The organism is Demequina globuliformis, assembly GCF_000975155.1.
Classification (GTDB): domain Bacteria; phylum Actinomycetota; class Actinomycetes; order Actinomycetales; family Demequinaceae; genus Demequina; species Demequina globuliformis.
The window spans coordinates 1385796-1397553 of record NZ_BBRG01000001.1 but is presented as its reverse complement, the minus strand read 5'-3'; the positions used below and the strand labels follow the sequence as shown (position 1 = coordinate 1397553).

The following is an 11758-nucleotide window of genomic DNA, read 5'->3' as shown; positions in this document are numbered from 1 at the left end:
ACTCACCGTAGCGTGTTGCGCGGTCGGTGTGAAGCCGCTGCGCGCTGCCGCCCGCGCCTGGGATGAGGGCCCACGCAGAAGGTGTGAGAGTAGACGTATGGCAAACGATCTCCGAGACGGTTCGCTGTCCTTGCGCGGTGCGGTGGCCATGGGCACCGGCGTCATGGTCGGGGCCGGCATTTTCGCGCTGACCGGGCAAGTCGCGGGGCTCGCTGGCCCGCTCTTCCCCCTCGCCCTGCTTGCGGCGGCCGGCGTCGCGGGCCTGGGCTCGTATTCGTACATCCGTGTCACTCGCACACACCCGTCCTCCGGCGGAATCGCGATGATTCTGACTCAGGCCTATGGGCGCTCAACGGTGGCGGCCGGATCCTCCATGCTGATGGCACTGTCCATGGTGCTCAACCAGGCATTGGTAGCCCGCACGTTTGGCACGTACCTCAGCGAGCCACTGGGCTGGCCCACGTGGCTCGTCCCCGTACTGGCGGTCGGGTCCGTGGCAGCCGCGGTGGGCATCAACCTGATGCGCAATGAGAGCCTCAGTTGGGTTCAGACTGCGGGAGCGATCATCAAAGTCGGAGGGCTCGGCCTCCTGGCCGTCGCCGCAATTGCCGTCGGTGGAGGCACGTATACCGCCGGCGAGGAAGGGCTGACCGCGGGCACCTCGCTGGCCGGGTTTATCGCCGCCACTGGCCTTGGCGTGTTGGCCTACAAGGGGTTCACGACGATCACCAACGACGGGGCTGAACTCGTCAACCCCAAGCGAAATGTGGGGCGAGCAATCGTGATCTCCCTAGCCATCTGCGCGGTTATCTACACCACCGTGGCGTTTGCTGCTGGCTCCTCACTCAGCGTCGAGGACATCGTTGCCGCCCAGGACTACGCACTGGCGGAGGCTGCAAGGCCCGCACTCGGCGCATGGGGCGTGGGCGCCACAGTCGTCGTCGCCGTCGTGGCCTGCCTGACCGGCCTTGTGAGCTCGATGTTCGCCGTGTCGCGCATGCTCGCGATGGTGACGGACATGGACATGATTCCGCACCGGCACTTCGCAATGCCGGGCACCGTGCGTCACCACCTCCTCGTGTACATCGGGGTCATCGCTGCGGTGCTGGCGGTAGCGCTGGATATGTCGCAAATCGCCGCCGTCGGAATCATCTTCTACCTCGTCATGGATCTCGTTGTGCAGTGGGGCGTCGCGCGCCGGTTGCGTACTGAGGTCCAGGCACGGGTGTGGGTGGTGTGGGCAGCAATGGCGGCCGATGCCGTGGTGCTGACCGCCTTCGTTGCCTTGCGTGGTCAGGACTCGCCGTGGCTCATCGCGGGTGCGGTGGGAGCCGTCGTGGCAGTTTTCGCAGCGCAGCGCGCATATCTGAGGCGCCATCCCGGCGACGAGACCGACGAGACTGACGAGAAGGATGCGGACGTCGATTCGCCATCGCACTAGATTGGCGCCTGTGAATCGAGTCAGCGTGGCCATAGGAATCCGCGTGGTTCTGGCGATCGCGATGGTGCTCGCCGTCGGGGCCCTCGTGCGCGACGGAGTGCGCGCAGGCGATTTTGTGCCGGTGGACTTCTTTGGCTACTTCACGATCCAAAGCAACCTCATCGGGGCGGCCGTTCTGGTGGCTGCCGCACGCTGGACCGGAGCCGACCGACCAGCGTGGCTTGAATGGGCGCGACTGTCCGCAACGACCTACCTGGTCATTGTCGGGATCGTGTACTGGGGCCTGCTGTTTCCCCAGTCGGGGCCGCCGGCCAACCCGCTCGCGGACTACACATTGCACGGCCTGGCATGCGTCACGATCGTGATCGACTGGGTGCTGGAGGGACCGCGATCGACCTTGAGGCTGCGCTCCATGTGGATTCCACTGGTGTACCCCGCTGTGTGGATCGCAGTCACCGTGGTGCGCGGCGCAACCGACGGCTGGGTGCCGTATTTCTTCCTAGACCCGGCGCGCGGATACGGCCCCGTCGCCGTCACCACCGGCACCATTTTGCTCGCCGGACTCGCGTTGGGGGTCCTGCTGTCGCGCCTCACGCGATGGCGCGCCGTGTCGCCGTCGCGCAACGCAGCCCCTGTGGCGCCCGCGTCCACTAGCGTTAACCCCTAAGAGGAGGCGAGCGTCGCGGCCCAACCCCCGCAGCGCGTGTGATGTCTGACGAAGTCATCGCTCATCCGCAAACGGACGAGCAACCCCACCGTATGTCCCGCCAGGCCCTCGCAACCTGGGTGTTCTGGCCCTCCGCCATATTGATCTTGGCCTTCGTGGTGTTCGCCATCATCTGGCCTACCGTCGCGGAAAACGTCTTTGACGCGATCCAGTCGACCATCATCAACGCGTTCGGCTGGTACTACGTGCTGATCGCCGCCGTGTTCGTGGGCTTCGCGCTTGTCATGGGATTTAGCCGGTTCGGCAACATCGTGCTCGGCAAAGACTCCGACAAACCGCAGTTCTCGATGTTCTCCTGGTTCGCGCTGTTGTTTGCCGCGGGCATGGGCATTGGCTTGGTTTTCTACGGCGTCGCGGAGCCGCTCGCTCACTTCGCTGAACCGCGACCCGGCGTGACCGGCACCCCGGAACAGCTGGCACAACAATCCATGGCGCAAACGTTCCTGCACTGGGGCATCCACGCGTGGGCCATCTACATCGTCGTGGGGCTGGGCATCGCGTACGCCGTCCACCGCCGCAACCGGCCGGTGTCCATCCGCTACGCGCTCGAGCCGCTGCTCGGCAAGCGCGTCAACGGCTTCTGGGGCAACCTCATCGACGTCACCGCCGTGGTCGGCACCCTGTTTGGTGTCGCGACGTCGCTGGGCCTAGGCGTGATGCAGATCTCCTCCGGCCTGGCCTCGGTTGACATCGCGGAGCCGTCCACCAGCACTCAGATTTGGCTGATTGTCGCAATCACCATCGTCACCATCTTCTCGCTCGTCACCGGGCTGCAGCGCGGCATGAAGTGGCTGTCCAACATCAACCTGGGCATCGCGCTCTTCCTCCTCCTCTTTGTCCTGTTCGCCGGGCCCACCGAGTTCCTGATGCGCGAGTTCGTGCAGTCCATCGGCGTCTACATCCAGCAGTTCATTGGGCTCAGTTTCAACGTCTCCGCCTTCCAAGGCACGGCCGGCGAAGAGTGGCAGGCCGCGTGGACCACGTTCTATTGGGGCTGGTGGATCTCGTGGGCGCCGTTCGTTGGCGTGTTCATCGCCCGCGTGTCCAAGGGCCGCACGGTGCGCGAGTTCGTGTGGGGCGTCCTGCTGGTGCCGACCGTCATCACCTTCCTGTGGTTCTCCGTCATGGGCGGCACGGCGCTGTACCAGGAGCTCTATGGCGGCGGCGGTCTTGTGGGGCCCAACGGCGAGGTCGACTACAACGGCTCGCTGTTCTCGATGCTGGAAACCCTGCCCGGCTCCACCGCGTTGGTCCTGGGCGCTGTGGTCCTGATCGCGGTGTTCTTCGTCACTAGTTCCGACTCCGGATCGTTGGTGCTGTCCATGATCACGACCGGCGGCGACGAGTCCCCCAAGCGGTGGATCCGCATTTTCTGGGCGTGCACCACGGCCCTGGTCGCGATCGCGCTGCTGCTGTCTGGCGGCTTGTCCGCCCTTCAGACGGCCGCGATCATTACGGCCTTGCCGTTCTCGATCGTCATGATCGGGATCTGTTTGTCCACCATCAAGGCGTTCCGCCGCGAGCACCGGCTGTACTTGGCGAATAACCGGGCCGAGTTCATGGACCACGTCCGTGACACCATCTCCGGTGAGTACGGGCTTGAGCCCACGGACGCTGAGGTGGACATCGAAGGTGCACGCACCCGCTGGCCCAAGTGGACCCGCATGGGCCCCGAGCATCGGTACACCGACAAGCCGGTGAGGGGAACGCGTCGCCACAAGCGCCACGACACCCCGCCGAGCTTTGCACCGGTAGCGACAGCCGCCGACGACGAGGCGCCGGACTTCGAGCAGCATCACACCGATGAGTTAATCCTGCCGCTCGAAGAGATCGACCCCCAGGGCGAGGCGACCGGGGACAGCCCGGACCCGAAGAAGTAGCCCGACACGAAAGCCCCCGGCCACTGCGAGAGGCCGGGGGCTTTCGTGATGGCGGCTACGAGGCCAGACCCGTGATCATCGCGACCAGTTCGTTGTGCGTGGTCTCCGCGACGGACCGCGTCCCGACTTGGGTTCCGCGCCTGAGCACAGTCACGCGGTCAGCGACACGGAACACCTGCTCCATGTTGTGGCTCACGATGAGCACAGCCGCGCCACGCTCCTTCAGCTTGAGGATGGTTTCCTCGACCTTCGCGGTCTCGGCGACGCCCAGCGCAGCCGTCGGCTCATCCATCAACACCAGGCCGGACGCCCAGTGGGTAGCGCGAGCAATCGCGATGCCCTGGCGCTGACCGCCGGAGAGGTCAGACAGTTGCGCCTTGGCGGACGGGATGCGGATGTCGAGGTCGTCGACGAGTTGTTGGGTCTCCCGCGCCATCCTGGAGCGATCCAAGATGCGCAGCGGCCCACGCGTCAGTTCCCGTCCGAGGAAGAGGTTCATGTAGACGGGCTGCAGGTCCGCGAGCGCCAGGTCCTGATAGACCACCTCGACGCCGCGCGCTCTGGCGTCCGAGGGGTCGGAGAACTCGGCGCGGTCGCCGTTGATCCAAATCTCACCCTCGGTTGGCTGGTACAGACCCGAGATGATCTTCACGAGCGTCGACTTCCCGGCGCCGTTGTCGCCCACGAGCGCGACGATCTCTCCTGGTGCAATCTCGAGGTCGAACCGCTGGATCGCGGTGACCGCTCCGAAGCGTTTGACGATGCCGTCGAGTTTGAGCGGCGTGCGGGTCGATGTTGCGGTGCTCATGCGTGCGACCTTCCGTTGGCGAGCGCGAGCTCGACGGTGATGGGGGCGGAGCCGTCCGCGGACCAGATTCCGTGGACGCGGGGCGACCCCGTGCCGATCCCGCTCACGGCCGCGGTCAGCCCGCGGGTGACGAAGACCTGGGGCCGGAACCCAAACACCACGGTGTCCCCCGGCGCGGCTGCGCAGTCATTGGCGTTGACGGTCGCGTAGTAATCGATGGCGTTTGCTGCGGGCATGTCGACGGGTGTGGGGTTCACCTCGGCGGGATCTATGCCATCGCCGACGACAAGGGCGGCGGTGGGGGTGTCGCCGAGGACCGGATCGACGTAGAGCCCGCCTCCAAAGACAAACGCTTCTCCCTGGTGCAGGTGCGAGACCTCGGACACATACACGATGGCAGGCTCCTCCACGAGGTCCTGCACTGCATGCAGGGGCGTCGTCCCCGTGAGTCCGTGGCCGGGCTCGACTTGGGTCGCACCCGCGGCAGCAAGCGTGGGCAGAACTGACGCCGAGGTGGTGCCGGGCGCGTTGAGCTCGACGTGGTCCCAGCCAGCTGCGAGCAGGGCCTCCTTGGCTCGCGCCAACGTCGCGAGGTTCGGAGTCGACTTCGCGGTTCCGGTGTGCGCGTCGAAGAGCGTGGCGGGGAACGATGTGACGCCTGCGAACCGGAGCCCCTCAATGGCGTCGATGGCCGCCGCCGTCTCCACGATGGCGTCGGCGTCAAAGCCGCCTTCATGGCCGCGGTAAAAGCGGTCCCCTGTACCTGCGATGCGCAGGAGCACCGGCTGCTCGCGTCCGCGTGCCCGCGCCGCGGCTGCCGCCTCACGAGCTTTGGCTTCGCTGAACACTGTCCAGAAGAGGGGCTCGAGGCTCGCGGCCGTTCCTGCGCTGTGGCGGGGTATCTGAACCAGGTGGCCAAGGTGGCCGGTCTTGAGGCCTCCAGCCCGTGCGGCGATGGCGCACTCCAAGTCCACTCCGACGGCGTGAGTGATGCCCTCGGCAACGAGCGCGCCGGACACATCGGGATTGCGGCCAATCTGCTTGGTCATCGCGAACGGCACGAGCCCGTGTGCCCGCGCCACGGCGACAAACGCAGCGGCATTGCGGCGCACCGCATCGAGGTCGATCACGGAAGTGTTCGGTGGAATGGCACCACTGCGGTGGAGCGCGACGGCATCCGCAATGAGAGCGGGGTTGCGACGACGGGTCAGGTCAAGAAACATCGTTGTGCCTCCTTACTGGCTCTTCTTGCCCCGTAGGGACAAGGAGACGGCGAGGAGAATGATGGCTCCTCGGACGATCATTTGCTGCGACACACTCAGTCCCGCGAGGATCAGACCGTTGTTGATCATGGACATGAGGAGTGAGCCGACGAGGGCCCCGGCGATCGATGCCTTGCCGCCCGTCAGCGCGGTTCCACCGACGATGACCGCCGCCAGTACCGTCATGAGATCCGCTTCACCCAGCGTGTAGCGTGCACCGCCGAGCCGCCCGTCGTAGAGGATTCCCGCGAGCGCCGCCGTCATCCCTGACACGGTAAACACCGCCATCTTCACCCGGTTGACCTTGATTCCCGACACCCGGGCAGCTCGCTCGTTGTTGCCGACGGCCAGGACGTGGGCACCGAACTTGCGCTGGCGCAACACGTGCCAGCCGACCAGAACCACGACGGCCGTCCACCAGATCAGGATGGGCAAGCCCAGTAGCGTCCCTGAGCCGAACAACCAGGTGAAGGTCGAGTCGAGGACGGGGACGGACTGCAGGTCGGTGAGCTGCCGGGCGAGCCCCGCGATCAGGCCCATCGAGGCAAGTGTCACGAGAAACGACGGCAGCCTCAGGGCGGTGATGAAGAAGCCATTCATGGCGCCCACGAGGGCTCCAACGGCCAGGCCCACCAGGGCTGCGATCCACCACGACCCGGTGGACTCGAGCGCCACCGCTGTGGCCAATGCGGCCAGCGCGACCGTTGAGCCAATGGACAGGTCTATAGCGCCAATCGCAAGTACCAGGACGGCGCCCATCGCCATCACTGTGATGGGCGCCGCTTGGACCACGATGTTGGTGAGGTTGGTCGCGGTGAGGAAGTACTCGCCTTGGGTGATGGCAAAGAAGGCGAAGACGAGCGCGAAACCGATGTACACCACGGCCGCGCGCCATGGCACGCGTCGCACTGTGTCAAGAATGGTGGGCGCCTCGTGGCGCACTGCGGTGTCCGTCATGGACGTTGTCCTTTCTGCACGACGTGCTGCTGTGCACGCCGGATGGCACCCAACACGGGTCCTGTGGGGCCGAGGGAACTAGGGGCAACGGCCACGTCGCCGTGGCCCAAGAGCGTGAGCTGGTCGCAGATGCGGGGTGCGAGCTCAGGGCGGCGGCCAATCCCGCCTCCCAGAATGATGCGGGGCGGGTCCAGCACCGCGATGACAGATGCGAGTCCCACCGCAGCCCAGCGTGCGAAGTCGTCGATGACGCGGCAAGCGCTCGAGTCGCCGCTGGCAGCAGCGTCGAAGATCTCTGGAACTGTGGCTGCCCGGCCCGTCTCCCGCGCGTACCGAGCACTGACGCTCTGGCCTGCGACGACCTCTTCGAAAGCGCCGTTGACCTGGTGGCTGGGGTCCCACGGATCGGCACCGACGGGCAAGTAACCAATCTCGCCGGCCGCGCCGCGCGCACCTGTGAGAAGCTCGCCCTCGACCACGATGCCCATGCCCACGCCAGTGCCGAAGGAGACAAAGCAGAACGTGTCACCGGCGGTGCCGGCGTGAACTTCGCCAAGCGCCGCCAAATTCACGTCGTTGTCGAGGATCACGGGGGCTCCTAGGGCGCGCGACAATTCGCCGACCACGTCGACGCCGGCCAGCTCGCTCAAGTTCGGCGCAAGTCCCAGGGATCCGTCGGACAACGCGACTCCCGCCCCGCCCACGGCGATGGCATCAAATCCGACGTTGTCGATCTCGCATGCGCCGCGGAGCTCCTCGGCGAGGTGGCTGATCTGCGCGCCGAGGCCGCCGCCCGCGGATTGCGTGGGTTCCTCGCGCTCCGCCAGAAGATTGCCAAACTGATCAGCGAGCCCGGCGCGGATCTTGGTCCCGCCCAGATCCACTCCTAGCAGCAGCCCCACGGAGACGGCGCGATTCACGGTCGCCGTCATGCCGCGGCCGCCGGGGTCAGCAGGCGTGCGGGGTTAGCACGCAGGAGGGTGTCGACGTGGTGGGGATCGAGGCCAAGCTCGCACGCCATGGGGATAAACACCTCACTGAGGTAGGCGTATCCCGCCTGTCCGTGGGTGTGGGGGTTCATGTATACCTCTGCGCCGGTGAGGTCCTGCGCGAGTACCACCTGGTCGATCTGGCCCCGCGCGGCGATGTCGACGAGGAGTTGAGCGCGTGAGCGGTCAGAGCGGAAGTACGCGCGCTTCGCGTACTCGCCTTCCACGCGTTCTGCCGGCGGGGGCGCCAGGAAGAAATCCCAATGCTGTTTGCCGATGGTGTCGATCGCGATCGCTGCACCGGCGTCGAGGACTGCGAAGACCGCCCCGGGGTCGGGGTGAATGTCCATGTGACCCACCACCACGCGAGAAGGATCGACTCCCTCGTCCTGGAGGACTGCCAGTTGTTCCATCGCCATGGTCGCATGGGTGGTGTGGGTCATGAGCGCTACGCCGGTGGCACGCTGAGCGCGCGCGGCCGCACGAAGCGCCTTTTCCTCGTGGGCAGTAATCTCGTCAAAACCCGTCGCTTGCTCGCCGAGGATCCCTGCGCGCACTCCGCTGTCGCCGATGCCGCGGGTCAGGTCCGCGATCAAGGTGGCTGTCAGTTGATCGAGCGACGCGTCGCGCGCCCACTCCGGACTGTAGGCCTCCAGGTACACGGACGTTCCGGCGACAATGTGGAGGCCTGAGCGTTCGGAGATTTCACGCAGCAGGGCCACGTTGGCACCATCGTCTGAGCGCCCCACGACGCCGTATGGGCTCAGGTCAACCACGGTGCCATAGCCGAGGTCGCGCAAAGGCGCGAGGGCGCGCACGGCCAGCGACACCTGGTCAGCATCACGGTTCTGGCCCGCCGTCATCCACGGACCCGGCGTCAGCGACAGCGGGTGCTCATGCATCATCACCTTGCCTGCGTCGGCGATGTCGATTGGCCCGTGAACGGTGTGCATGGAACTCATGGCCTGATCCTTCCTGGTGTGGGGGTGGAGATGGGGACGCGGCGCCGTCCGTCCCGCGACGGCACGGGCGGGACGGACGGTGCCGTGTCAGTTGCCAGTGACAGAAGCGGGCGGCTCGGTTCCGTAGTCCGCCATCCACCCGTCGACGAGGTTGTCGGGGGTGACCTTGACGGGAGGCGAAGCGACCAGGGCCGGCGCTTCCTTCCCGAGGAGCCCGTAGGCTCCCGCGACGGCGAGCCCGTGGCCAATGTCGAGCGAACCGTTGCCGACGAGCCCCACGACGTTGCCCTCTGCCGCCATGTCCGCCGCGAGGGTGGTGTCGAGGTCGTTCGTGACGATCGCGACGTCGGTGCGCCCTGCCGCCTTCACCGCAGCCAGCACGCCCTGCGCAGCGGTTGCCCAGGGCACATAGATTCCGGTGACGTCGGGGTTCTGGAGGAGTGTTGCAGCCGCGATCTCTTCCGTGCGTGCCTCATCGGTGAAGCCCTGCTCAGCGACAATGTCCATGTCCGGGTACTCGTACTCGAGCCACGCCTTGAAGGCCTCGTCACGCTGGTTCGTGAACCAGAAATCGGCGTCGTGGTAGAGGTAGGCAACCTGGCCCGTGCCACCCAGGGCGTCGCCAAGCAACTCAGCGTTGGCGCGACCAGCGTCGGTGAGCGACTCGGTCACGATCGAGACGAACTGGTCGCCTGCCTCGTAGCCAGCCGGTGGCGTGGTCATGATGACGAGTGTCTTGCCCGCGTCAACGATGGGCTGGAAGGACTGCGCCGCAGACGTGGGGTCAACGGCGATCCCCACCACAATGTCGGGGTCGAGGGCCATGACGGATTCCACGTTGTTGGCTTGCGTGGCGGCGTCGAAGCCGGCCTCGGTTGAGGCCACCACGTCAATGCCGAGCTCTTCGAAGGACGCCACTGCGCCCTGCTCTACTGCAGAGACGAACTCGGAGGAGGTGTGCCACACAAAGGCCGCGGTGTGGCCTCCGTCCGCGATCGTCGCGGCTTCGTCGTCCGTGAGGGTCAACTCGTCAAGGGTCCCGGGCACCTCACCGTTGGGCCCCGCGAACTCGAGGCTCGGCTGCGTGCCCTCGCTCGCGCCAGAGTCGGCCTGAGCGGCGGCGGAGGTGGCGTCTGCGGACGGGGCGGACTCCGCCTCATCGTCGGCCGAGTCGGCACTACAGCCCGCGACAGCGAGTGTGAGCGCCAGCAGGCCAGCGGCTGCGGTGCCGCGGCGGGTGAACGGAGAGTACATGGGGGACCTCTTCTCTGCGGTGCGGGGGATCCGCGGGACTGCGATGTCGGGAATAGTTTGCTTTCACGGTGCAATAAAAGTCAAGGGATGCTTTGATCACGGTTTTGTGACCTTTTCTCCCACAAATACGCCCGAACCGACGCCCGCGGGCTAGACTTTGATGGCACGGTGAACTCAAAAGGCTGGTCCGAGGACGCCCTCAGGGCTCATGCTCATCGGGTGCGCTCAGGTTCATGCCCCGCAGCGCCGTGCTTGATGTTGGAAGGTGCACGCACCACTGCGGACACCTCGAGGAGGGCCTCATGCGAGAAAACACCCGCGGAACCGTGCTGGCTGCGCTGCTGCGCTCCCGTCCTGCAAGCCGTAAGCAACTCGCTGAGGCGACAGGCATCTCCGCCGCGACCGTCTCGCGCACTGTCGACAATCTCATCGCCGAAGGGCTGGTCCACGAGGGCCCCGCCATTGTGGAGGAACGGCGTGGCCGCCGCCAGGTGCTGCTCGACATCGCGACGGACGACCGTGTGGTGGTGGGCCTCGACCTGGGCGCGTCTCGCACCCGCTGCGTCGTGGCGGACATGACTGCCAGCCCCCTTGCCACCATGGACGTCGCGACGCCGACTGACCTCACCGCACCCGAACTCGCGCACTGGGTGGCCGACCTCGCCCGCACCGCCACCGCGCACCGCTGGCCCCACGTCAGAGCGGTAGCCATCGGCCTCCCAGGAGCGGTCGGCCATGACCGGACCATCTCCAATGCCCCCAACCTGCCCCAGGTCGAGCACCCCGGTTTCGTCACCGCGTGCGAGGAAGCGCTTGGACGCCCGCTGGCGATCGACAATGACGCGAATGCGGCGCTCCTTGGCGAGCAGCGCTTTGGCGCGGCCGCAGGCCTGGCGAGTGCGGCGATGGTCACGCTCGGCGCCGGGCTGGGCGTAGGGCTGGCGGTCAACGGCCGCATCTTGCAGGGGCGGCGGGGCCTCGTGGGAGAGTTCGGCCAACTCCCTACGGGCCCGCACGGCGCCCGGCTCGAGACTATGGTCACGGGCCCTGCAATCGTCGAGCGTGCGGCCGAGTTTGGCCTGGAGCTCGATGGCCCCGCCGCACTGTTCTCGCTCCACGGGAACGCTGCGGCGGATCGAGTGCGCGCGCGGTTCGACCAAGCGCTGCTGATGGCGCTGGCGTCTGTATCAGTCGCGTGCGACCCTGACGTGATCGTGATTGGTGGCGGTATCGCCAAGTCCCTGCGTGACGCGCTGCCCACATACCAGCGACGACTGCGCGAAACCCTGCATGTGGCGCCACACCTCGCCTACACAGTGCTGGGGGATTTTGCCGGCGCGTCTGGCGCGGTCGTCGCGGCTCTACACCTGGCGTACGCGGACCTTGGCGTGGAGCCGGCGAGTCTGGCCCACCTTCCGGCCGCCGGAACGCTGACGGCGTCTTCGCTCGCCGCCGTCAGCCACTGAGCGACGCTCGCC

10 protein-coding genes are annotated in these 11758 nt (G+C 66.5%); 4 read left to right on the top strand and 6 right to left on the bottom strand.

Features of this window, described 5'->3' with window-relative positions:
* Window positions 1–97: 97 nt before the first annotated feature.
* Genes AOP75_RS06440 through AOP75_RS06430 form a run of 3 tightly spaced genes read left to right on the top strand, consistent with a single transcriptional unit; the run spans window position 98 to window position 4048 of the window.
* The gene (locus AOP75_RS06440; protein WP_062077482.1) at window positions 98–1441 is read left to right on the top strand and encodes an APC family permease; all 1344 of its coding nucleotides are present in this window, start codon (window positions 98–100) and stop codon (window positions 1439–1441) included.
* Between the two features lie 10 nt (window positions 1442–1451).
* Window positions 1452–2108 (top strand): Pr6Pr family membrane protein, encoded by a 657-nt coding sequence (locus AOP75_RS06435; RefSeq protein WP_152649975.1) that lies wholly within the window; start codon window positions 1452–1454, stop codon window positions 2106–2108.
* Window positions 2109–2149: 41 nt separating this feature from the next.
* Complete coding sequence (locus tag AOP75_RS06430) at window positions 2150–4048, top strand: BCCT family transporter (protein WP_083966843.1); 1899 nt, start codon at window positions 2150–2152, stop codon at window positions 4046–4048.
* Between the two features lie 55 nt (window positions 4049–4103).
* On the opposite strand, the gene AOP75_RS06425 is transcribed toward AOP75_RS06430, so the two are convergent.
* From AOP75_RS06425 to AOP75_RS06400, 6 genes are all read right to left on the bottom strand, one after another.
* A complete protein-coding gene (locus AOP75_RS06425; RefSeq protein ID WP_062077478.1) occupies window positions 4104–4856 on the bottom strand; it encodes an ATP-binding cassette domain-containing protein in 753 nt (250 codons plus the stop codon).
* Window positions 4853–6079: an alanine racemase gene (locus tag AOP75_RS06420; protein WP_062077476.1), complete on the bottom strand. Its 1227-nt coding sequence runs from the start codon at window positions 6077–6079 to the stop codon at window positions 4853–4855. The genes AOP75_RS06425 and AOP75_RS06420 overlap by 4 nt, the downstream gene beginning before the upstream one ends.
* A 12-nt stretch (window positions 6080–6091) precedes the next feature.
* Window positions 6092–7075, bottom strand: coding sequence for an ABC transporter permease (locus tag AOP75_RS06415; RefSeq protein ID WP_062077474.1), 984 nt, complete (start codon window positions 7073–7075; stop codon window positions 6092–6094).
* Window positions 7072–8007: an ROK family protein gene (locus AOP75_RS06410; protein WP_062077472.1), complete on the bottom strand. Its 936-nt coding sequence runs from the start codon at window positions 8005–8007 to the stop codon at window positions 7072–7074. The genes AOP75_RS06415 and AOP75_RS06410 overlap by 4 nt, the downstream gene beginning before the upstream one ends.
* Complete coding sequence (locus tag AOP75_RS06405) at window positions 8004–9026, bottom strand: phosphotriesterase family protein (RefSeq protein ID WP_062077470.1); 1023 nt, start codon at window positions 9024–9026, stop codon at window positions 8004–8006. The genes AOP75_RS06410 and AOP75_RS06405 overlap by 4 nt, the downstream gene beginning before the upstream one ends.
* 87 nt (window positions 9027–9113) lie before the next feature.
* Window positions 9114–10280, bottom strand: a complete 1167-nt coding sequence (locus tag AOP75_RS06400) for a substrate-binding domain-containing protein (RefSeq protein WP_062077468.1) — start codon at window positions 10278–10280, stop codon at window positions 9114–9116.
* A gap of 302 nt (window positions 10281–10582) precedes the next feature.
* Here AOP75_RS06400 and AOP75_RS06395 point away from each other — a divergent pair, with 302 nt between their 5' ends.
* On the top strand, window positions 10583–11746 hold the full coding sequence (locus AOP75_RS06395) for an ROK family transcriptional regulator (protein WP_062077466.1): 1164 nt from the start codon (window positions 10583–10585) through the stop codon (window positions 11744–11746).
* Window positions 11747–11758: the final 12 nt, after the last annotated feature.

Coding starts and splice junctions, on each gene's coding strand:
- AOP75_RS06440 (WP_062077482.1), top strand. CDS start 98: ATGGCAAACGATCTCCGAGACGGTTCGCTGTCCTTGCGCGGTGCGGTG.
- AOP75_RS06430 (WP_083966843.1), top strand. CDS start 2,150: ATGTCTGACGAAGTCATCGCTCATCCGCAAACGGACGAGCAACCCCAC.
- AOP75_RS06425 (WP_062077478.1), bottom strand. CDS start 4,856: ATGAGCACCGCAACATCGACCCGCACGCCGCTCAAACTCGACGGCATC.
- AOP75_RS06420 (WP_062077476.1), bottom strand. CDS start 6,079: ATGTTTCTTGACCTGACCCGTCGTCGCAACCCCGCTCTCATTGCGGAT.
- AOP75_RS06415 (WP_062077474.1), bottom strand. CDS start 7,075: ATGACGGACACCGCAGTGCGCCACGAGGCGCCCACCATTCTTGACACA.
- AOP75_RS06410 (WP_062077472.1), bottom strand. CDS start 8,007: ATGACGGCGACCGTGAATCGCGCCGTCTCCGTGGGGCTGCTGCTAGGA.
- AOP75_RS06405 (WP_062077470.1), bottom strand. CDS start 9,026: ATGAGTTCCATGCACACCGTTCACGGGCCAATCGACATCGCCGACGCA.
- AOP75_RS06400 (WP_062077468.1), bottom strand. CDS start 10,280: ATGTACTCTCCGTTCACCCGCCGCGGCACCGCAGCCGCTGGCCTGCTG.
- AOP75_RS06395 (WP_062077466.1), top strand. CDS start 10,583: ATGCGAGAAAACACCCGCGGAACCGTGCTGGCTGCGCTGCTGCGCTCC.